This window comes from Methylocaldum sp. MU1018 (assembly GCF_053646775.1).
Genome location: NZ_CM132195.1, coordinates 235,181 through 257,482, shown reverse-complemented (window position 1 = coordinate 257,482; position 22,302 = coordinate 235,181). Strand labels below are relative to the sequence as shown.

Below are 22,302 nucleotides of genomic sequence, written 5' to 3'. Positions count from 1 at the left end.
GATCGTGCAGATTCCGAACCTGCGCGAACGCATCGCCCAGGGAGGCGTCGTCGGCTACCTGATCCTGGTACTCGCGGGGTTTGCCTATGCGCTCGCCGCCTACCGCTTCGTCGAACTGACCCGGATCGGCTACCGGGTCCGAAATCAGTTGCAGTCGCCAAAGCTCCGGCTCGACAACCCTCTGGGGCGGGTGCTGGCACGGCTCGACCAGTTGGGCCTCGCCAGTCCGGCCCAGGCCGCCATCATTCTGGCCGATGCCCGGACCAGCACCGGCTTGCTGGTCAAAATGGTGGATCAGCTGCGCCTCGCCGGTTTCGTCAACATGTCGGTCGCGGCCAGTACGGCTCCGGACACGCCATGAAATCCTCCCTTGCCGGGATCTCGAGTCGCTCGAGATGGGTCCTGGCCGGGGCATTCGCCGTGACCTAGGTCATCAATCTGCCCTTGCCGTTATTGATCGACGCCTTGATCCGCCGGGGGGAGACCGAACTGATATCGGCTCCCAGTCCGCAGCCGCTCGATTTCATTCGCATCATTCCCAAGACCGAAGAGTCGAAACCGGTTCCGCCGCCCGTGCCCAAACCGATGACCGAGATCGCGCCGGAGGGCTGGTCGTACTCTCCCAGGTGTTGCCGGAGTATCCTCCGAGAGCCCGCGCGCAAAGGATCGAGGGCTGGGTGCGGCTCGAGATCGAGGTCAGTCCTGCGGGTACGGTCAGCGCGGCGAGGGTCGTGGCGGCCAAACCCGAGCGGGTCTTCGACGAGGCCGCGCTCAAGGCGATCCGGCGCTGGCGCTAGCGCTTCCAGCCCGCCTTCCGCGAAGGCCGCGCCGTCGCCCAGCGCGCCACGCTCACGATGAAATTCAGGCTCGAAGAGCGCTGAAGCGACTTCACCCGAATTCTCGCTCGCGGGCCTCGGCGCTTTTTGCCTGGCGGGAGATCGGAGAAACAGCACGGCTGGAATCTCGTCGATCAAGGCGCTCAGGACAGCAGAGACCCGCACCAAAATCGCGGGCGAGCAATCAGGCAAGCCTTCGGCTGGGAAAGCAGTGGCGCATCCCAAGAGATCCTCTTCGATTTCCAGGGCCATCATTGTCAATGAAGGAAAAAGGCTCTTATACTCGGCCCCGAAATCCGTTTGGAAAACAAATGTGGATTGCCGGATCAAATTTCTCAAGGGATTCCAATGTTCCCGTCAAAGCCAAAGGAGGCAAAACCATGAAAGCGCGATTCACAATAATGACATTCACCGCACTGTTTTTGTCCTTGGGAGCTACTGCGGCATTCGCCGAAAAATTCAAAATGCCGAAGACCAAGGTCAGCATGGAAAAATGCCTGGAGGCGGCCTTGGCCAAGAAAGACGGAGATGTCGTCAAGCTCGAATTCAAGATGGAACGGGACACGCCCACCTACGAATTCGAAATTGCCGGTAAAGATGGCAAGAGCTGGGAATATGAGTGCAATGCCAACACGGGAAAAATTACCGAAGAGGAGCAGGAAGTCGACAGCCCCGACGATCCCTTGTTCAAAGCCAAGATGAAGATCAGCGAGGAAGAAGCCAAGAAGATCGCCCTCGAAAAGCATCCCGGCGAGATCGTCGAAACCGAATACGAGATCGAGTCCAACGGCGATGCGTCCTATGAATTCGACATCAAGACCGCGGGCGGCAAGGAACTGAAAATGGAGGTCGACGCGGCCACCGGCAAGATCGTCGAAAACGATGAAGAAGAGATTTACCAGATCGGCAAAGAATAGCGACTCGTTCGAACTGCCCCAATCCTCGAACGGGCTCCTGACGAGCCCGTTTTTTCATCGCCCAGTCCCGCGTTGGAGACAGAGTCTGCGGCCTTTCGTCTCGGTGCGCCTCGTTTCTCGCTCTGCCGTTTGGATGCGGGTGGGAAGCTATGCTCGAAAGAATTTGGTTTGGCTGCTGTAGACAAACGTCTATCTCTACTTCTTATGCTGCCGCTCATCGGCGCAGGCGGCTCTGGCCGGAGAGAGGCGGGCGACGGGTGTGACGAGCGAATGAGCGGCCTAAAGCCAGACCGTGGAGCCAATGCAAAGCCTTCGACTGCCGTGTTAGCCATATACTCGTGCCAGCAGATAGCCAGCCAGCGGAATAACAGCAAAAAGCACAACGATACCGAGACAGCCTGAACTGGAACCTACGTTGCGCCGGAAAAGCCGAGGTGCCCTGGATTGAAGCCATTTGGCGTGGCACGACTGGCAGAAAAATTTAGTTTTGTTATTGCGCCACACCTCGATGGTACGCTCGGTGTGACGTGAAACTGCACCGCAACGCACACACTTAAAGTGCTTTTCCTTGGGCTGGTGCCTAGGCAAAAGTTTGCTCAGAAAGGACAGGACAATGACGCCTGCGATAATAATTCCGAAGATAACCTCTGGCGAGACTGGACTTCCCATGTCTAACATGAAGCAGATGTCCTAAATGCTGTCTTTTATAACGTCAAAAATGTTTCTCTAAAGTGGGTCTCAACTTCAAGATCGAACCCAACAAGACATCAAGTTTAGTAAGTAACGCTACTTGTTACGACATGAAGGGCGGGGATTTTTGTAAGCCTATGCTTACAGACGTTTAGGCTAAAAAATTTAGCACTGGCTGGCTAACCAAATTCCTCTTGTCAGCGATCTTCTGGCGATTATCCATCCCCGTTTAGCTTTCTCTGGATAGGATTCCACTAAACCGCCCGAACAATAAGCACCCGTTTAAAGCCCTGTTGGCTTCGGGCAACAAAAAAAGGCCATGCCGAAGCATGGCCTTTGGATTGTTGGCTGGGGGACTAGGATTCGAACCTAGGTTGACGGAGTCAGAGTCCGTAGTCCTACCGCTAGACGATCCCCCAATAGTGAAGCACACCGGCCGAAGCCGGCGTGTCTGACATTAACGCTTGGAGTACTGCGGACGACGTCTTGCCTTGTGCAGGCCGACTTTCTTACGTTCGACCTCGCGCGCGTCGCGGGTGACGTAGCCGGCTTTGCGCAGCGGTTGGCGCAAGGTTTCGTCGAAATCCATGAGCGCGCGAGTCAAACCATGCCGAATGGCTCCCGCCTGGCCGGTGGGACCGCCGCCTGCGACCTTGACGAACACATCCATCTTCTCCATCAGGGCGACGGCTTCAAGCGGCTGGCGTACAACCATCTGGTCGGTTTTTCTGCCGAAGTACTCTTCCAGTTGCTTGTTATTGATAACAATACGACCGGTTCCGGATTTTGCGTAGACGCGTGCGACCGCGCTTTTGCGGCGACCTGTTCCGTAATACTGCGCTTGTGCCATGATTGATTCAGCTTCTTAAATTAGATTTCCAACAATTTGGGTTGTTGAGCCTGGTGGTTGTGCGTGGGTCCCGCATAGACTTTCAGTTTGCTGAACATGGCGCGCCCCAAGGGATTGCGCGGCAACATGCCTTTTACAGCGGTCTGAATGATGCGTTCCGGATGAGTTCCGCGCAGTTTGCCCAAAGCCACGGACTTCATGTTTCCAATATAACCGGTGTGCTTGTAATAGATCTTGTCTTGTTCTTTATTGCCGGTAACACGCACTTTTTCCGCGTTGACGACGATGATGTAGTCGCCGGTGTCGACATGAGGCGTGTATTCCGCTTTGTGTTTGCCGCGCAGACGACGCGCGATCTCCGTCGAAAGGCGCCCTAGCGTCTTTCCTTCCGCGTCGATGACGTACCAGTCGCGTTTTACTTCGGCCGGTTTTGCGCTAAAGGTCTTCATTACTGCACGCTCCAAACTCTGGCGTTATTCGAAAAAGCGGGCATGATACCCGACGGCACACTATAAAACAAGCGATCGCTGAATGGCAGAAAGATCGCTTCCTTCATATTCGTCGTCAGCGATCTGATTCTGCGCAAATTCGGGAACCAGCACCTTGAGCTTATGCAGGATCACCGCTTCGTCGAAAGATCGGCACGCTTCGGCCAGTTCGGCCACGGCTTTCTTGGCCACCCGATGGTCGACGGTCACGGGATGCGCCAGCAACAATTTGCTGTGCTCGGTGGGCGTGGGCCGCTCGTGCTCGTTGAACAGTTCCTCGCTGATTTTTTCGCCGGGCCGGAGTCCGATATATTCGATCCGGATGTCCTGGCCGGGGCGTTTGCCGCTCAAGCGGATCATCTGTTCGGCCAGGTAACCTATTTTAACCGGATCGCCCATGTCCAGCACGAAGATTTCTCCGCCCTTTCCGAGGGTCGCCGCTTGCATGATCAACTGGCAGGCCTCGGGTATCGTCATGAAATAGCGGGTGACGTCGGGGTGAGTCACGGTGACCGGCCCGCCGGCCCGGATCTGCTCGCGGAACAAAGGCACCACGCTGCCCGCGGAATCCAGCACGTTTCCGAAACGCACGTTGATGAAACGGGTAGCGGCGACGCCATTCAGCCCCTGCACCAAAACTTCCGCCGCTCGCTTGGTCGCTCCCATGACGTTCTCCGGGCTCACGGCCTTGTCCGTGGAAATCAGCACGAACTCGTCGACATCGGCCGCAATCGCCGCTTCGGCCACCGTATAGGTGCCCAGGACGTTATTCTGAACCGCCTGACGAATCTGGTATTCCAGCAGCGGAACGTGCTTGTACGCCGCCGCGTGAAAAATGATTTCCGGCCGGTATCGCGAGATCACGTGCTCGACGGCCGGCTTGTCGGCGACATCGCCGAGTATCGCGGACAGGCGCAATCCGGGGAAGTCGCGCCTCAGCGCCCGTTCGATCTGGTACAGATTGAATTCGCAGCGTTCGAAGACGATCAGCTCGGCGACGGAAAACCGTGCGATCTGCTTGCACAGCTCCGAGCCGATGGAGCCGCCGCCGCCGGTAACCAGGACCCGCTTTCCGCCGAGATGGGCCTGAATGCCCTTGCGGTCGAGCTTGATCGGCGCGCGTCCGAGCAAATCTTCGATGGAAACTTCGCGCAAATGGCCGGGCGTTTGGCCCGACAGCATATCCTGCATCGACGGCAGAGTCAGAAACGGAGCGCCGGTTCCTTCGCAAATTTCGACGATGCGCCGCATTTCCTTGTCCGTGGCCGAGGGCACCGCGATCAGAATCGTCTCGACGTCCAGTTTCTCGACGAGCCGCGGAATCTGCTCGCAGCGCCCCTTTACTCTCACGCCGTGGATCTCGCTTCCTTTTTTCACCGGATCGTCGTCCGCGAACGCGACCGGCGCGAATTCCGTGCCGGAGGCGCGGAGCAAGTCTCTTACCAGCATTTCACCGGCCTTGCCGGCGCCTACGATCAGGGCTCGTCTCCCGGTCGCGAGCGCCGCGCCGCGGTCTTTCCAGATACGGTAGATCAGCCGGGGGGTGGACAACAGCAGCAACGACAGGACGGCATAGAGCGGGATGACGGATCGGGGCACGCCTTCCAGCCGGTTGACGGAAAAGATGATGACGGCGACCGTCGCGATCCCGAGGCACGAAGCCTTGGCGATGCGAACCAGATCGGGGATGGACGCAAAGCGCCAGATGCCGCGATACAGTCCCAGGCGGTGGAAGATCGCGGCTTGGACAACGATGACCAGGGGCAGCCACTGAAGCGAGGCCCTCGTTTCCAGCTCGGGCGGCAGGGATAAATTGAACCGCAACCAGTAAGCCCCGAGCCAGGCGAGGGCCACCATGACCAAATCGTGGACGAAGATGACGGTGCGCAAGCGCATTTTCGAAAGCATAGCCTGCATGGCTTATCCCCCTTGTTTTCCCGCTTCCAGCCACAGCGCCAACGCTATCAGAGGAGCATAGGCGCACACCAGAAAGAGCGGCTCCAGGTGCGGCCAGCGTACCGCGGCGAAGGCCAAAGGCCATAGCCAGCACAGATTGACGGCCAAGACCGAAAGGCTGACCCGCTTGTGGCTCGACCACCGGCGCGCCGCGCGCTGATAAGCATGGCTGCGGTGCGCCTCGTACCAGCGCTGTCCGCTAAACAGCCGCCGCAGCAAAGTCACCGTCGCATCCACGAAAAACGCACCGACCAAAATCAGCCAGACAGCCAGGGATAGCGCGCCGTCGGCGGACGTTCGCAGGGCCAGCACGGCCACCACGAATCCTACGAATGCGCTTCCCACATCCCCCATGAAAATTTTGGCGGGAGGCCAATTCCAGCACAAGAAGCCGCCGACGGCTGCCGCCAGGACCAACAACACGAGGCCGGCCCCGTCCAAGACCGACGACTGATACGCCAGAAGCCCGCACGCCGATACGGCGACCGAGACGACCTCGATGCCCGCAATCCCGTCGATGCCGTCCATAAAATTGAATAGATTCAGCAGCCACACCGTCCAAAAAATAGCAAAAACCGGACCTATCCAGCCCAACGGGTAAATTTCGGCTGCAAATCGGATCGAATCGAGGCCGTTCAGCCAATGAAGCATCCAGCCGGCCGAAGCGATTTGCACGACCAGGCGCCATCGCGCGGATACGTGTCCGTGATCGTCCCAGAATCCGATGACGGCTATCGGCAAGGCCCCGAGCACCAGCATCAAGAGATCGAAAGCGATCTGTCCCAGCCAGTAGAGACCGGCCGACGCGAGCGTGAAGGCCAGCACGATCGCCAAACCGCCGCCGCGCGGCGTTGGAGTGTGGTGGGAGCTGCGGGCATTGGGCAGATCCAACAACCGTTTCATCGCATAACCGCGCACCGCCCCGGTCAGCACGCCCGAAACCAGCAGCACGGAGACGACCCAAAACCCTATCGAAAAAAGACTCATCGGTTAATGTGCTGCGCTCTCGGCAGCCGAAAGAAGGCGGCATGATACCGGCAAAACGGCATGAGCGGTAAGATCGGCTGGCGTCCGTCAATGTCCGGCGGTATCGGCGGGCTTGTTGCCGGGGTTTTCGCCGCCCGACCCGGCGTAGGTCAACCGGTAAAACGCGGCGGCATCCGGCAGACGAAGAGACAGTTCATTATATCCGGGTTTGACCGGGTAGGTTTTGACCGCCGAACGATAAGGACCGACGGCGCTCGCCGAGGCTTGCAGCGCCAGCACGCGCGGCCTTGGCGAAAACAGTTTGAGCATGATCCGGCCGTCCCGGTCGATCATCCGGGGCGCGAAGGGAGCCGCCAGCGGTTCGCCGATGAAAACGCCCTCGCCCGGCCGCGCGACGCTCTTCCAATAAGCCTCGAGAACCGTGTCGCCTTCCAGGTAGTGCCAGATCGCCACCGCCGGGTAAGGAAACTTGCTCGTGATATTGCAGGGCTCCGCCATCGTGCCGTAGCTGGCCGTAGCCCCCGCCTCCAGCCAGCGTACGCTGCTCATCTGGGCGCTCTCGGTCAGTCGTCCGCCAAAGGAGGTCAGATGATCGGCCATCGCTCCGGGTACGAAGCTCAAAGTGTCCAAATCCGGCACCTTCGCTCTCCCGGTAAAGTAGAACAACACGTCCCGCTTGTCGCTGATGAAATCGGCTTCGACCCGACGCAGCCGGATCGCCGCGCCGAGTTTATCGATCGTCTCGTCGAAGGTGGCGGCGCGGACCGTGCGGTGCCTATCGGAGGTGTTCACCAGATAGCCGGTACCGGCCGGATAGGTGTGATCGGAAGCGACGCCGCGGTCGATCAAATGGCGGACGTCCTGGACAGTGCGGCCGGCCAGCATCATCGCGGGCCGGATTCCGTAATCCCGATAAGGCGCGCGGCTCGCGGAATGGAAATACTCGCTGGGCTTGGTTTCGCCGCATTTGGTCGAGCAATAGGCCTGATCGAAGCCGAAGGCGAAAGCCGAGGTCATCGACATGCAATCGACCCTGTAGGGCGCCATCCATGCCAGCGCATAGGCCTGGACCCGGGACGGCGTCAGCTTGTCTACCGTCTGCTTGACCGATTCGAACTGCGCGCGCGGCAGGTTATCCGATCCCGGCGGAAAACTCACCCGTATCACGTTCTCGTCGGGTATGCTCCGCCGTTTCTGATAATAGCCGCCGATGGCGATGCTCGAAGGGTCCGCCTCGTTGACGATCACCGCCAGTTCCCGCGGCCCCAGCGTCTCCCATGAAAGCAGCCGCCGCCCGGCCGTCTCCTCGGCCTGCGCTCCCCGGAATACGGCGGCGGCGAGCAGCAAAACCAGCCAGCACAGGCGCTCCGCCGTTCCGCGCCGCTCCCTGCGCCTCTTTCCGAACACCAGGCTCCCCATCTCCGCCATCAACAAACGGAGTCGGGCACCCCGCGCAGGAGGCCCTTAACTCGAAAATCCCGCAGACGCGGGGGAATGCGGCCGGCCTCAAAACCCGCGCGCGGAATCGGCAGGCAAACCGGCCTAATCGGATGCGCCACGGCTCGGTCTCACGCCAGAATTTCCCGCAAATACCGGAACAACAAGCGGGCGGACCGGGGCGCGGCCGCGGCATCGCGCTCTCGGCGCGCATCTCGCGTCAGTTGCCGCAACTTCTGCCGGTCCGCTCCCGGATTGGCCGCCAAAAACTCGTTGACCGCGACATCGCCTTCGGCGAGCATGCGATCACGCCAGCGCTCGACGAGGTGTTGCCGATGCACCGCTTCCGCGCTTTCGTTCCTGAGGGCCGCGAGCCCCGCCCGGACCGGTTCCGCGTCGATGTGGCGCAGCACTTTGCCGATGTACTTGCGCTGCCGTCTGAGCGCGCCGCGCTCGGTGATGGACTGTCCCAGCCGCACCGCTTCCATCAGCTCCGCCGGCAAAGCCAGTCGATCGAGCTGTTCGCGGGACAGCGCGATCAACTCCTCGCCGAGATCTTGCAAGGCCGCGCTCTCGCGCTTCAGCCGCGACTTGCTGATTCGCTCCGGATGCTCATCCGGCGAAATATCGGAATCGTCCATCCAGGTCATGGGAATGAATTGCAAAGGCTGGATAATGGCATCGGGTTTTCGGGCTACTATACCACCGGCATCGCCAAAACAGTGACGCCGCATGAGAATCGGACATTCAAGATGGATCTAATCCAAGAGGAAGAGTACGCTACCGGATAGAAAAAGATTGTTTCCCGAACAGATCCGCATGGACGATCATCCGACCGCAAATCCGGAATACGATGTCAACACGTCCACCTACGACTGGGCGGCGCGCGTCTTCCGGCAGATCAAGAAGCTGCTCAAGGTCCACATCACCTTGCACGGCAGCGTGGAGACCATCGATCGCGGCCATATCTTTCTTTTCAACCATTTCGCCCGCTTCGAAACCTTCATACCGCAGTATCTGATGTACGAGGCCAGGAAGGTCTACTGCTGTTCGGTGGCGTCGGCGGAATTCTTCGAGGAGGAAGACAGCGTCCTGGCGGGATTCCTGCGCGATGTCGGCGTGATTCCGAACAATTATCCGAGACTCTTGCCCTGGCTCGCCGAACAAATCCTGCTGGGCCGCAAAATCGTCATCTTCCCGGAAGGAGGCATGGTGAAGGATCGCCGGGTTCTCGACAAAAAAGGAGACTACAGCATTTATTCCCGCGTCAGCATGGATCGGCGCAAGCATCATACCGGAGCCGCCGTGCTGGCCCTGGGCCTCGAAATCTTCAAGATGGCGGTGCGGCGCGCCGAACAGCAAGGGCAGCGGCAGCGCCTGTCGGCCTGGGCCGAGGCGCTCAGGCTGGAAAGCCGCGAAGCCCTGCTGGCCGCCGCCCGCCAGCCCACGGTGGTGGTTCCGGCCAACATCACGTTCTATCCGATTCGCATCAACGACCACATTTTGAGCAACGCCGCCGAACTGCTGAGCCGCGGCCTGAGCCGCCGCCATGCGGAAGAAATCCTGATCGAGGGCAATATCCTGCTGCGCAACACCGACATGGACATCCAGTTCGGACGCCCGATCACGGCCGCGGCGTCCTGGCGCCAATGGGAAACATGGCTGGCGACCTGGCTGGCGCCCCGCATCGAAAGCCTCGACGATGTCTTCGCCCTCACCCGCAAGCCCGCCGACGTGAAAGAGCGGCTCCTCGCCGGGCGGTTGCGACAGCGCGCCACCGTCGTGCGCAACCGCTACATGCGCGAGATGTATCAGGCGGTGACGGTAAACCTCAGCCATCTCGCGGCGACACTGTTCATGCATTGCATAAGGCACCAACAACTCGAAATCGAGCGGGCGCGACTCTTCCGCGCCCTGTATCTGGCCATCAAACACACTCAGTCGTTGCCGCACGCGCATCTTCACCGCAGCCTGCAAGACGCCGACGAATATCGAAATCTGCTGGAAGGCGAGCATTCCGGCCTGCAGGAACTGATCGATACCGCAAAGGCCAGCGGACTGATCGAGGTTCGCCCGGATCGCTACCGCCTTTTGCCCAAACTGCTTCACGAATACGAATTCGATGAAATCCGCGTCGAAAACGTGATTGCCGTTTATGCCAACGAAGTCGAACCCATTTCCGGCATTACCGAAGCGATCAAACGCGCGCTGTCGGCGGAAAAAAAACTAAGCCCGGTCGAACTGGCCAATTTCCAGTTCGACGACGAAGTCAGGTCGTGGCAATGGGATTCGAAACACTATGCCAAACGCGCTCCGGCCCCGGCAATCCCGCCGGTCGCCGCGGCCGTGGCGCCCCGCCCGTTCTTTCTGAAGGCGCGATCGCCAACCGGCGCCGGCGTGATCCTGGTGCACGAACTCCTGGCTTCCCCCGCCGAAATCCGCGGTTTCGGCGAACGGCTGGCCGATCTCGGTTTTCACACGCTCGGAGTCCGGCTGAAAGGCCACGGAACGTCGCCCTACGACCTCAAAGACCGGCGCTGGGAAGATTGGCTCGACTCGCTGCAGCGCGGCTACGACATCCTGAAACCCCTGGTGTCCCGGATTTACATCGTGGGCGCCGGAACGGGCGGACTGCTGGCGCTGCGTCTGGCGAGCGAGGAGCCCGAACAACTGGCGGGAGTCGCCGCCATCTCGCCGCCCTTCAAGTTCAGCGCATCCGGGCCGATGGCCCCGCTGCTCCGCAGCACGAACATCTTGGTGCGCTGGATGTCCCGGAGAACCAGACACCCCTTCGTCGACAGATCGCCCGAGTATCCTCAATACGCCTATCGGGAAGTGCCCTTGCGCACCCTCTACGAACTGCGCCGGCTGATCCAGGAACTGGGCGAACGTCTGCCGGACGTGCGTTGTCCCGTATTGTTGGCCCAGGCCGACCGTGATCCGATTCTCGCCCCCGAAAGCGCGCGGATGATCCACGAAGCCCTGGGTTCCCGAAACAAGTTTTTCCATTCCGTGCCTGCCGACCGGCACAATGTCCTGGCCGAAGATCTCGGCGGCATAAAAGAAATCGTGATTCGTTTTTTGACCAAGGATGCTCGGGCCTGTTGAATCGGGCCCGTTCGATCGGCGGTGCCGGAGAAACCGGCCCCGCGGATATCGGTTTTCGAGTGGTCTATCGTGCAGCGGAGAAGCGCCATGCAAAACCTTCAAAGCATCGGATCGCCGCGCAGCATGGAAAAGCCGTGGCTGAAAAGTTACCCGCCGGGCGTGCCTGAACGGATCGGCGAACCGACCTACCGTTCGCTGGCGGATTTTTTCGAGGACATGGCCGCCCGCCATCGGGCGCGGCCGGCGCTGTCCAGCCTGGGGCGCACCCTCGCCTATGCCGAGCTCGAAGAATTGAGCCGGCATTTCGCCAGCTTCCTGAACCGGCATCTCGGCCTGGAACGAGGCGAGCGGATCGCCGTCATGCTGCCGAACGTGTCGCAACAGCCGGTTGCCGTGTGGGGCGCGTTGCGCGCGGGGCTCATCGTCATCAACACCAATCCCCTTTACACCGCCCGGGAACTGAAGCATCAGCTCGAAGATTCGGGCGCGTCGGCCCTGGTGACGCTCGAAAATTTCGTGCCGGTGCTGGCCGATGCGCTCCCTCTGCCGCAACTCAAGGCGATCGTCGTTTCCGGCCTCGGCGATCTGCTGCGGTTTCCCCGTTCATACCTGGTCAACTGGTATGCGCGCTTTTTCAAGAAAGGCCGCTCGGATGCTCGATTCAGCCAGGCCATTTCGTTCAACGCGGCCCTGCACGAAGGCAGCCGGCTTTCTTTCGAAAGGCCCGCTTTGCAGCCGGAAGACGTCGCCTTGCTCCAATACACCGGAGGTACCACGGGCATCGCCAAAGGCGCCATGCTGACGCATCGCAACCTGCTGGCGAACGTCGAGCAATCGACCCGGTGGATTCAAGGCAGCCTGCCCCCGGAAAAGGCCATGATCGACGGCGAGGAAGTCGTGATCACCGCGCTGCCGCTTTATCACATCTTTGCGCTGACCGTGAACCTGCTCTGCTTCACCGGACTGGGCGGCATGAACTATCTCATCGCCAATCCGCGCGACCTGCACGGCGTCGTCAAAAAGCTCGGCAAAATCCGCTTCACCGTCATAACGGGCGTCAACACGCTCTTCAAAGGATTGCTCGGCACGCCCGGCTTCGACCGACTGGATTTCGGCCCGCTCAAATTCGTCATCAGCGGCGGCATGGCGACCGAGGAAGCCGTGGCCAGGCGCTGGCGGCAAGTGACCGGTTGCCCGATCACCGAGGGCTACGGACTGACCGAAGCCTCTCCGGTGATTGCCATCAATCCGGCCGGCCTGAGCGAGTTCAACGGCAGCATCGGAGTTCCCGTACCGTCCACCGAATGCTCCGTCCGAAACGACCACGGCCGGCCGCTGCCGCCCGGAACGGCGGGCGAACTCTACGTGCGCGGACCGCAGATCATGAAAGGTTATTGGAATCGGCCGGACGAGACCGGCGCGGTCATGTCGCCGGACGGCTGGCTGCGCACCGGCGACATCGCCCGGATGGACGAAAACGGATTCCTGTATCTGGTCGACCGCAAGAAGGACATGATCCTGGTCTCGGGCTTCAACGTCTATCCCAACGAGATCGAGGCTGTCCTGAACGACCACCCGGCCATTCTGGAATGTGCCGCGATAGGCGTGCCCGACGATAAAACCGGCGAAGCGGTCAAGGTTTTCGTCGTGCGCAAGGACGAAAGCCTGGATGCGGATGCCGTCCGCCGCCGCTGCCGCATGAACTTGGCGGCTTACAAGGTGCCTAAATACGTGGAATTTTGCGATACACTTCCGAAAAGCGCCGTAGGCAAGATTCTCCGCCGGGAGTTGCGGATGGGGGCCGACGGTTAGAGCGCGCAGCACATGACTCGAAGGCTCGCTGCGTCAAAGCATTTTGCATCGGGCAGCCGTTTTGGGCCGCCTCGAGGGGGGAGCGCCGCGGCTTCCGCGTTTATCGATCGATCGTTTTCACCTCGGAGCCCGAGCGGGCTCTGGCCCTTGTCGCGTTTCCAGTCAGGAGGCAGACCATGAAAAACGTTGTCATCGCCGGCTACTGCCGTTCGCCGTTCACTCCGACCAAAAAGGGCCGGCTCGTCGGCGTCCGCCCCGACGAATTGGCCGCGCAAGTCGTTAAGGGCTTGTTGCGCAAGACAGGCGTCAGGCCGGAAGACATCGAGGATCTGATACTCGGCTGCGCCTTTCCGGAAGCCGAGCAGGGTTTGAATCTGGGGCGCCTCGTCGTGTTCCTGGCGGGTCTTCCGCAGTCGGTCGCGGGCGCCACCGTCAACCGGTTTTGCGGCTCGTCCATGCAGGCCATTCATCAGGCGGCGGGCGCGATTCAGCTAAATGCCGGCGAGGCGTTCGTTTGCGCCGGGGTCGAATCGATGAGCCGGGTGCCGATGACGGGCTTCAACCCGATGCCTCACCCCAAGCTTTACCGGGAATATCCGCAAGCCTACATGAGCATGGGCGAAACCGCGGAAAATCTGGCCGAACGTTACGGCATCGACCGCGCCGACCAGGAACGTTTCGCCGTCGACAGCCAGCGCAAAACGCAGGAGGCCAGAGCGTCGGGCCGGTTCGACGACGAGCTGATCCCGATCGAGACGCCCGACGGCGCGGTGACGGAGGACGGCTGTCCGCGCCCCGACACCACTCCGGAAGCCTTGGCCGGCCTCAAGCCCGCCTTCCGGGAACAGGGCGTGGTCACGGCCGGAACCTCTTCGCCGCTCACCGACGGCGCCGCCGCCGTGCTGGTCTGCTCCGAGGATTACGCGGAACGCAACGGGCTCGAACCCCTGGCGCGCATCAAAAGCATCGCGGTGTCCGGCTGCGCCCCCGAGATCATGGGCATAGGTCCGGTCGCCGCGAGCCGCAAGGCATTGCAACGCGCCGGACTCGCGCTCGAGGACATCGACATCATCGAGTTGAACGAAGCTTTCGCGGTCCAGGCGCTGGCCTGCATCCGCGAACTCGGCATCGACCAGAGCAAGCTCAACCTCCACGGTGGCGCCGTCGCCCTCGGCCATCCGCTGGGCGCCAGCGGCGCCCGCATCACCGGCAAGGCGGCGTCGCTGCTGAAAAAGGAAAAGAAGCGCTATGCACTGGCGACGCAGTGCATCGGCGGCGGACAAGGCATCGCGACGATTCTGGAAGCGGTTTGAGCCCGCTCCCGGACAACCAAACCTTCACCCTAGATTTCGAGGTGAGGCCGATATGAAGATCGAGAAAATGGCCGTCATCGGCGCAGGAGTCATGGGATCGGCGATCGCGGCCCAGGCCGCCAACGCCGGCATCCCGGTTCTGTTGCTGGATATCGTGCCCGAAGGCGCAACGGATCGGAACATGGTTGCCAAGAACGCCTTGAAGAAGCTTCAGGAAACCGATCCGCCGCCGTTGATGCATCGCAAAAATCTCGCGCGGATCACGCCCGGCAACATCCAGGACGATCTCGGAAAACTGGCCGAAACGGATTGGATCATCGAGGCGGTGATCGAGAGGCTGGACATCAAGCACACGCTCTACCGCAGTCTGGACAGCGTTCGCAAACCCGGCTCCGTCGTTTCCTCCAACACCTCCACCTTGCCCCTTTCCGAACTGACGCGGGGCATGCCGGAGAACTTCCGGCGCGACTTCCTGATCACGCACTTCTTCAACCCGCCACGCTACATGCGGCTGCTGGAGGTCGTCCACGGCCCCGAAACGCGGCCCGATGCGCTAGCCGCCCTGACCGACTTCGGCGACCGGCGGCTCGGCAAGAGCATCGTGCATTGCAAGGACACGCCCGGCTTCATCGCCAACCGCATCGGTATCTTCTGGCTGCAGTTGGGGCTCCTGGAAGCCCTGCGCCTCGGGCTCACCGTCGAGGAAGCCGACACCGTCATCAGCCGCCCGTTCGGCATCCCGAAAACAGGGGTTTTCGGCCTGCTCGACCTCGTAGGCCTCGATCTCGTTCCCCATATCGTCCCGAGCATGGACCGCGCGCTTCCGCCGAACGATCCGTTCCACGCCATCAGCCAGGTGCCGGAACGGGTGACGCGGATGATCGCGGAGGGCTATACCGGGCGCAAAGGCAAAGGCGGGTTTTATCGCCTGAACCGAGCCGGGGGTGGAAAGGTCAAGGAGGCCCTCGATCTTCAAACCGGCGCGTACCGGATCAGCGCCAAACCGGAACTCGCCAGCATTGCGGCCATGAAGACGGCAGGACTGGCCGGCCTGCTGCAATCCGCCGACAAAACGTCCGAATACGCCCGCAGCGTCATGGCCCTGACTTTGGCTTATGCCGCGGCGGTGGCACCGGAGATCGCCGACGATCTGGAATCGATCGACCGCGCCATGCGGCTCGGCTACAACTGGCAGTACGGCCCGTTCGAACTGATCGACCGGATCGGCACCGCAAATCTGGCCGGGATGCTCGAAGCCGCGGGCAAACCCGTCCCCGGCCTGCTCCGGCACGACGGACCGCTTTACCGAATCGTCGACGGACGGCTGCACGGGCTTGCGTTCACCGGAACGGGCGAAGACAAGATCGGTGGGCTAAAGCCCACCCTACGGCCCGTGAATCGGCCGCCCGGCGTCCTGCTGCTGGCGGACGTCAAGCGGCGCGGCAAGCCTCTGACGAAGAACCCTTCGGCGAGCCTTTGGGACGTGGGCGACGGCGTCGTGTGCCTCGAATTCCAGAGCAAGATGAACACCTTCGATCCCTTGCTGCTCAAGCTGATCCACAAGACCATAGCTATCGTGCGCAGCGATTACCGGGCGCTGGTGATCTACAACGAAGCCGATAATTTTTCCGCCGGGGCGAATCTCGGCGTGCTCCTCTTCGGCGTCAACATCGCGCTGTGGCCGGAAGTGGAGAACATGGTCGAGCAGGGCCAGGAGGCGTTCAAGGCGCTCAAATACGCGCCCTTCCCCGTGGTCGGCGCACCGTCGGGAATGGCCCTCGGCGGCGGATGCGAAATTCTGCTCCATTGCGATGCCGTCCAGGCTCACGCCGAGTTGTACATGGGGCTGGTCGAAGCCGGCGTCGGCGTGATTCCCGGCTGGGGCGGCTGCAAGGAGATGCTGCTCCGCGCCTTTGCCGACAAGAAGTCTCCCCAAGGCCCGGTGGCGCCGGTCGCCCGCGTCTTCGAAACCGTCAGCGTCGCCACCGTGTCGAAATCCGCCCAGGAATCGAAAGACTTGCTGTTCCTGCGCCCCGGCGACGGCATCACCATGAACCGCGACCGACTGCTGTTCGAAGCGAAAGAAAAAGCATTGGCCCTGAGCGAAAACTACACGCCACCCGAGCCGCCGGTGTTTCATCTCCCGGGGACTTCGGGCAAGGCCGCGCTGGACATGGCCATCGGCCAGTACCGGCGGCTCGGCAAGGCGACCGCCCACGACGCCGTGGTGGCGGGCGCTCTGGCCGACGTACTCACGGGAGGCGATACCGACATCAGCAAGCCCTTGTCCGAGAACGATCTCCTCGCATTGGAGCGGCGCGCCTTCATGGACCTGGTCAAACGAAAAGAAACGATCGTCCGCATGGAACACATGCTGGAAACCGGCAAGCCCTTGAGGAATTAATCATGGCCACCTACAAAGCCCCCTTGCGCGACATGCGCTTCATCTACCACGAATTCCTGGCCGACGAGCACCTTCAAGACATGCCCGGCATGGAGGATATCTCGCCCGAGCTGGTGGATGCGGTCCTGGAGGAAATGGCCAAGGTGGCCGAAAACATTCTGTTCCCCCTCAACCGGAGCGGCGACGAGGAAGGCTGCCGGTTCGAGAACGGCGAGGTCTACACCCCGCGCGGATTCAGGGAGGCGTATCAGCGCTACCGGGAAGGCGGCTGGCCGGGTTTGACCAGCCGTCCGGAATACGGCGGGCAAGGACTCCCGGAAACGGTATACGTACTGACCTCGGAAATGATGTCGGCGAGCAATCTGTCCTTCGCCATCTACACCAAGCTGACCCACGGCGCCTATTACCTGTTGCTCAAAACGGCCTCCGAGGAGATCAAGAATCTTTATCTTCCGAACATGGTGGAGGGACGCTGGACCGGCACCATGTGCCTGACCGAACCGCAATGCGGCACCGATCTCGGCCTGCTCCGCACCAAGGCGGTTCCGCAACCGGACGGCACTTATCGACTGACCGGCAACAAGATTTTCATTTCGGGCGGCGAGCAGGATCTCAGCGAGAACATCATCCAGATGGTTCTGGCGCGCACGCCCGACGCCCCGCCTGGGGTCAAGGGCATCAGCCTGTTCCTGGTGCCGAAGTTCCTGGTCAATCCGGACGGCAGCCTGGGACCGCGCAATCGCATCTTCTGCACGGCCATCGAGCACAAGATGGGCATCAAGGCGTCGAGCACCTGCAGCCTCAGTCTGGAAGACGCCACCGGCTATTTGGTCGGAGATCTCCATAAAGGACTCCGCGCCATGTTCGTCATGATGAACAGCGCCCGTCTCGAAGTCGGCTTGCAGGGCCTCGGGCTCGGCGAAGCGGCCTATCAAAATGCCGTGGCCTATGCCAAGGAGCGTCTGCAAGGCCGCGCCCTGACCGGTCCGAAAAACCCCGACAAACCGGCCGATCCGCTGATCGTCCATCCGGACGTGCGGCGCATGCTCTTGACCATGCGCGCCTATATCGAAGGCATGCGAGCGATGTCGGCCTGGGTTGGCGCGCAACTCGACAAGGAAAACCGGCACCCGGACCCGGCTGTCCGCCAGCAGGCGGAGGATTTCGTCGCCCTGCTCACCCCCGTGGTGAAGGCCTTCTTTACCGATCTCGGATTCGAAACCGCCAATCTGGCCATGCAGGTATACGGCGGGCACGGCTATATTCGCGAACACGGCGTCGAACAGTTCGTGCGCGATGCCCGCATCGCCCAGATCTACGAAGGCGCCAACGGCATCCAGGCCCTGGACCTGGTCGGACGCAAGCTGCCCGCCCACGCCGGACGGTATTTGCGAAGCTTCTTCCATCCGGTCCAGCGTTATCTCGACGAACGCGCCGGGCAAGCTCGACTGGCCTTCGTCATCGAACCGCTGGCCAAGGCGTTCGGCCGGCTGCAGCGCGCAACGGCTTTCATCGCCGAACGCAGTCTCGCCGACCCCAACGAAGCCGGTGCCGCGGCCTACGACTACCTGCATCTCTTCGGCCTCACCACCATAGCCTATTGCTGGGCGCGCATGGCGGAAATCGCGCAGGAAAAAATCAAGGACGATACGACCGGCTTTTATCAGGCCAAGCTCGACACCGCCCGCTTTTTCATGGAACGCATCCTGCCGAGAACCTCGGGACTGTTTTCCGCCCTTCTGTCCGGCAGCGGGAGCATCATGGATTTCAAGGACGAGGCGTTTTAGACCGAATCCGGAGCCATCGCTCCTTCTTTCTTCGTAAACTTGACGATACAAGCGCCATAGAACTGTCTAAGGAACGTTACCCTTAGACGGTTCTCATGCGCATGAAACGTGAATCTTCTTCCGAAATCCGGGTGTTTTGTTACGCCGGCTACCGGGGCGACGAGGAGCCGCGGCGGCTGTTGATCGACGACCGCAAGGTCAAGGTGGAAATCCTCAACCGCTGGACCACGCCGGAATATCACTACTTCAAGGTTCTCGGCGACGACTGCCGCATCTACACCATCCGTCAGAACGACCGCGACAGCCGGTGGGAGCTGACCTTGCTGCATTGAGACCGGAGAGACGATCGGCGCTCGCCCTCCCGATTCATGGGACGAGCTCGCAGACGAAAGTTGATGCTTGATGTTCCCCGCCCACTCCGCCTACACTCGGCTTCACCCCCCCAAATCGCGAGAGTGAGGACGGATATGGACGCATACTCGACCGAAGACATCAGGACTATCGCTCTGGTCGGACACGCGGGCGCGGGCAAGACGACATTGGCCGAAGCGCTTCTGTACAAGACGGGGATGATCGCTGCGCCGGGCAGCGTCGAGAAAGGGACCACCGTTTGCGACTACGACCCGCTCGAAAAAACCCATCAGCATTCCCTGAAGCTCGCCGTTGCCCATCTCGACCACCAAAATACCCGCCTCCACCTATTGGATACGCCCGGATACCCCGACTTCATGGGCCAGGCCCTGTGCGCGCTGGATGCGGTCGAAACCGTGGCCGTGGTCGTCAACGCCGCCAACGGCATCGAGTTCACCGCCGGCCGGATGATGCAATGGGCGCAGGCGCGGGGTCTGTGCCGCATGATCGTCGTGAACAAGATCGACGGCGACAATCTGAACCTGCCGGAGCTGGTGAAGGAGATTCGCGATGCCTTCGGCAAGGAATGTCTGCCGGTCAACCTCCCCGCCGACAAGGGCGCACGAGTCGTCGATTGCTTCTTCAACGGAGAAGGTGAGACCGATTTTTCCTCGCCGGCCGAAACCCATCGCGCGTTGATCGATCAAGTGGTCGAAGTCGACGAGGCGCTCATGACGCAATACCTCGAACAGGGAGAGATCGCGCCGGAAGCCTTGCACGCCCCTTTTGAAGAGGCGCTCCGCAACGGCCATCTGATTCCGATTTGCTTCGTTTCCGCCCGCACCGGCGCCGGCGTTCCCGAACTGGCGGACACGTTCGTAAAACTGCTGCCGAATCCCAAGGAGGGCAATCCACCCTTGTTCGAGCGCTGGCCGTCCAATGCCGCGCGCAAGAACGCCGTACCGTTCCGGTCGGAGCCCGACGCGGCCAAGCACGTGCTGGCCCACGTGTTCAAGGTGGAAATGGATCCGTACGTCGGCAAGATTTCGGTATTCCGCGTCCATCAGGGCACGGTCGGTCCCGATACCCAACTTTTCATCGGCGAGTCGCGCAAGCCGTTCAAGGCGGGGCATCTGTTCATGCTCCAGGGCAAACGGCACGTTCCCGTGGCACGCTGCATGCCGGGCGACATCTGCGCCGTGGCCAAAGTGGACGAAATCGAATTCGACGCGGTGCTGCACGATGCCCCCGAGGACGATCATATCCACCTGAAGCCGCTCGACTTTCCCCATGCCGTGTTCGGCCTGGCGATCACGCCCAAGCGCCGGGGCGACGAGCACAAGCTGTCCGAGGTTCTGCACAAGCTGGAAGCGGAAGACCCCGCCCTGGACGTGGCATACGATGCCTCGACCCATGAGGAAGTGATGCACGGCCTGGGCGAACTGCACCTGCAAAGAGTGCTGGAAAAAATGCAGCATCAGTACAAGCTGGAAGTGGACACCCATCCGCCCAAAATTCCTTACCGCGAAACGATCAGCTCGCCGGCCGAGGGACATTGCCGCCACAAGAAGCAGACCGGCGGCGCCGGCCAGTTCGGCGAAGTCTTCCTGCGCGTCGAGCCGCTGCCGAGAGGCACGGGTTTCGAGTTCGTGGACGAAATCAAAGGTGGCACGATTCCCGGACAATTCATCCCGGCAGTCGAGAAAGGCGTGCGCCAGGCTCTGGAAACCGGCGCCGTGGCGGGCTATCCGATACAAGATGTCCGCGTCGTGGTGTACGACGGCAAGACGCACCCGGTCGACAGCAAGGAAGTGGCGTTCGTCGCCGCCGGCAAGAAGGCCTTCCAGGATGCCGTGGCGAAAGCGCGCCCCATCGTGCTGGAGCCGGTCGTCAACATCGAGATCAGCATTCCGGAAACGGCGATCGGCGACGTCAGCGGCGATCTCTCGTCGCGGCGCGGCCAGGTCACCGGCACGGCGCCTTCACGCAGCGGAATGACGGCGGTCACCGCACGCGCGCCGCTCGCCGAACTGAGCAGTTATCATTCGCGGCTGAAATCGCTCACCGCCGGCCGCGGCTCCTATACCCTCGAATTCAGCCACTACGAGCCGGTATCCCCGCACATTCAGCAACAGCTCACGGCGCAGTACAAGCCAGCCCCGGAAGACTGAGCGCGAACCGGCACGATCCGTCACCGCCAGCCGGAATAGGACAGCAGGCGCAAAAAACGCGGAAATTCGATGCCGAGGAGCAGTTCCAGGGCTTTCGCCTCCTGCTTCAGGGTATTTATCTCGGTGCGTTGCACGTGCGGCCCGAGCCCGAAACCGATCACATTTCCGCGCCCTGGAACCTGCAAGCGCATGGTGCGCCTTTCGAAATACAGATTGAGCAATCCCATGGATTGGCGAAGCGACTGGCTCTGCGTTCCCCACAAGTTCATGGAAAGAATGCCCTCGGGATGTAAGAGCCTGCGGCTTGCCGAAAAGAAATCCTGTTGATTCACCGTCTCCGCCATGCCTTGATGATCGAAGACATCGACGAAAATATGGTCGTACTCTGCCTCTCGCCGCTCGGCTTCGGCGCAGACGAACTCGTTGCTTTCCGAAACATGGACGGTCAGCCGCGAGTCCTCCGGAAGGCCGAAGTATTCGTAAGCGACCTCGACGACCGCCGGCCGATACTCGACCGCCTCGATTCGGCACTCGGGAAAATGATCGAACAGGAATTTCGCGAGCGAACCGCCCCCTAGCCCCAACAGCAGAATTTTGCGCGGCTCGGATTTGAACAGAAGCCCTGCGAGCATCGCCCGCGCATAAGAAAGCTCCAAGTGATCGGGCTCGACGAGCGACATGGCGCTTTGCTTGGGATGGGTGCCGAAATGGAGAGAGCGCACGCCGTAAGTATCGACGACCTCGATAATGCCGAACTCGTCCCTGCTGCAATGAACCAGGACACCGCCGTACTTCCGTATCGCCATCACTTTAGAGCGGGCCGCATTTGGGCTGAAGTTCGAGGAACGGCCGATCGGACCGATTGCGCGTTATCCCATACAAAATTGAGGCAAATGCCGCGCCACCGATTTCCCACCTGCGCGCAAAGTAAATAAGTCATTGTATCGTATTGTATTTTAAGATAGGCACGCTCATTGCTTTAATATTTTTGCATAACCTCTTCAACTCGGACACCAGGGAACAGCTAAATCATCTCCATCTCTGCCGACTCTTCCCTCCGTTAACCGCAAAAACCACTTTCTCCCCTTGTTACCCCGGTGTCCTCTTTTTTTGGCGAAAGGATTGCCCGGTCAACGCCGCGCACGCATCCATCCGCCTGCCCGGTAACGCGCTCCGACGGAGCCATATCCGGCCC

Annotated in this window: 17 protein-coding genes and 1 tRNA gene; 10 read left to right on the top strand and 8 right to left on the bottom strand. The window is 61.0% G+C overall.

Annotation, left to right across the window (positions count from 1 at the left end; all coding sequences use genetic code 11):
- Nucleotides 1-4: 4 nt before the first annotated feature.
- From ACWJKU_RS01165 to ACWJKU_RS01155, 3 genes are all read left to right on the top strand, one after another.
- On the top strand, nucleotides 5-361 hold the full coding sequence (locus ACWJKU_RS01165) for a hypothetical protein (protein ID WP_454147987.1): 357 nt from the start codon (nucleotides 5-7) through the stop codon (nucleotides 359-361).
- Nucleotides 255-797 (top strand): energy transducer TonB, encoded by a 543-nt coding sequence (locus ACWJKU_RS01160; RefSeq protein WP_454145205.1) that lies wholly within the window; start codon nucleotides 255-257, stop codon nucleotides 795-797. The genes ACWJKU_RS01165 and ACWJKU_RS01160 overlap by 107 nt, the downstream gene beginning before the upstream one ends.
- 419 nt (nucleotides 798-1,216) lie before the next feature.
- Nucleotides 1,217-1,753 carry a PepSY domain-containing protein gene (locus ACWJKU_RS01155; RefSeq protein WP_454145204.1) on the top strand — a complete coding sequence of 179 codons (537 nt, stop codon included), beginning with the start codon at nucleotides 1,217-1,219 and terminating at the stop codon, nucleotides 1,751-1,753.
- 1,035 nt (nucleotides 1,754-2,788) lie between these two features.
- Here the strand turns inward: ACWJKU_RS01155 and ACWJKU_RS01150 are convergent.
- The 7 genes from ACWJKU_RS01150 to yjgA all read right to left on the bottom strand — a co-directional run bounded on the left by ACWJKU_RS01150 (nucleotide 2,789) and on the right by yjgA (nucleotide 8,811).
- Nucleotides 2,789-2,862: transfer RNA gene (locus ACWJKU_RS01150), tRNA-Gln, on the bottom strand.
- 38 nt (nucleotides 2,863-2,900) lie between these two features.
- Nucleotides 2,901-3,293 (bottom strand): 30S ribosomal protein S9, encoded by a 393-nt coding sequence (rpsI, locus tag ACWJKU_RS01145; RefSeq protein WP_454145203.1) that lies wholly within the window; start codon nucleotides 3,291-3,293, stop codon nucleotides 2,901-2,903.
- Nucleotides 3,294-3,313: 20 nt separating this feature from the next.
- Nucleotides 3,314-3,742, bottom strand: a complete 429-nt coding sequence (gene rplM / locus ACWJKU_RS01140) for a 50S ribosomal protein L13 (protein WP_077730788.1) — start codon at nucleotides 3,740-3,742, stop codon at nucleotides 3,314-3,316.
- A 60-nt stretch (nucleotides 3,743-3,802) separates the two neighbouring features.
- Complete coding sequence (locus tag ACWJKU_RS01135) at nucleotides 3,803-5,698, bottom strand: polysaccharide biosynthesis protein (protein ID WP_454145202.1); 1,896 nt, start codon at nucleotides 5,696-5,698, stop codon at nucleotides 3,803-3,805.
- Nucleotides 5,699-5,701: 3 nt separating this feature from the next.
- Entirely contained in the window at nucleotides 5,702-6,724 is a 1,023-nt protein-coding gene (locus ACWJKU_RS01130) for an MraY family glycosyltransferase (RefSeq protein ID WP_454145201.1), read from the bottom strand.
- Between the two features lie 87 nt (nucleotides 6,725-6,811).
- Nucleotides 6,812-8,131, bottom strand: coding sequence for a TIGR03790 family protein (locus tag ACWJKU_RS01125; protein ID WP_454145200.1), 1,320 nt, complete (start codon nucleotides 8,129-8,131; stop codon nucleotides 6,812-6,814).
- A 161-nt stretch (nucleotides 8,132-8,292) separates the two neighbouring features.
- A complete protein-coding gene (gene yjgA / locus ACWJKU_RS01120; protein WP_454145199.1) occupies nucleotides 8,293-8,811 on the bottom strand; it encodes a ribosome biogenesis factor YjgA in 519 nt (172 codons plus the stop codon).
- 148 nt (nucleotides 8,812-8,959) lie between these two features.
- Here yjgA and ACWJKU_RS01115 point away from each other — a divergent pair, with 148 nt between their 5' ends.
- The 7 genes from ACWJKU_RS01115 to fusA all read left to right on the top strand — a co-directional run bounded on the left by ACWJKU_RS01115 (nucleotide 8,960) and on the right by fusA (nucleotide 21,107).
- Complete coding sequence (locus tag ACWJKU_RS01115) at nucleotides 8,960-11,269, top strand: serine aminopeptidase domain-containing protein (RefSeq protein ID WP_454145198.1); 2,310 nt, start codon at nucleotides 8,960-8,962, stop codon at nucleotides 11,267-11,269.
- Between the two features lie 87 nt (nucleotides 11,270-11,356).
- Nucleotides 11,357-13,081, top strand: a complete 1,725-nt coding sequence (locus tag ACWJKU_RS01110; protein WP_454145197.1) for an AMP-binding protein — start codon at nucleotides 11,357-11,359, stop codon at nucleotides 13,079-13,081.
- 176 nt (nucleotides 13,082-13,257) lie between these two features.
- On the top strand, nucleotides 13,258-14,394 hold the full coding sequence (locus tag ACWJKU_RS01105) for a thiolase family protein (protein ID WP_454145196.1): 1,137 nt from the start codon (nucleotides 13,258-13,260) through the stop codon (nucleotides 14,392-14,394).
- Nucleotides 14,395-14,446: 52 nt separating this feature from the next.
- A complete protein-coding gene (locus ACWJKU_RS01100; RefSeq protein WP_454145195.1) occupies nucleotides 14,447-16,798 on the top strand; it encodes a 3-hydroxyacyl-CoA dehydrogenase NAD-binding domain-containing protein in 2,352 nt (783 codons plus the stop codon).
- Nucleotides 16,799-16,800: 2 nt separating this feature from the next.
- On the top strand, nucleotides 16,801-18,585 hold the full coding sequence (locus ACWJKU_RS01095; RefSeq protein ID WP_454145194.1) for an acyl-CoA dehydrogenase C-terminal domain-containing protein: 1,785 nt from the start codon (nucleotides 16,801-16,803) through the stop codon (nucleotides 18,583-18,585).
- Between the two features lie 101 nt (nucleotides 18,586-18,686).
- Nucleotides 18,687-18,917, top strand: coding sequence for a hypothetical protein (locus ACWJKU_RS01090; protein ID WP_454145193.1), 231 nt, complete (start codon nucleotides 18,687-18,689; stop codon nucleotides 18,915-18,917).
- 135 nt (nucleotides 18,918-19,052) lie between these two features.
- Complete coding sequence (fusA, locus tag ACWJKU_RS01085) at nucleotides 19,053-21,107, top strand: elongation factor G (protein WP_454145192.1); 2,055 nt, start codon at nucleotides 19,053-19,055, stop codon at nucleotides 21,105-21,107.
- Nucleotides 21,108-21,127: 20 nt separating this feature from the next.
- Here fusA and ACWJKU_RS01080 read toward each other — a convergent pair whose 3' ends face one another.
- The gene (locus tag ACWJKU_RS01080; protein WP_454145191.1) at nucleotides 21,128-21,913 is read right to left on the bottom strand and encodes a spermine/spermidine synthase domain-containing protein; all 786 of its coding nucleotides are present in this window, start codon (nucleotides 21,911-21,913) and stop codon (nucleotides 21,128-21,130) included.
- Nucleotides 21,914-22,302 lie beyond the last annotated feature (389 nt).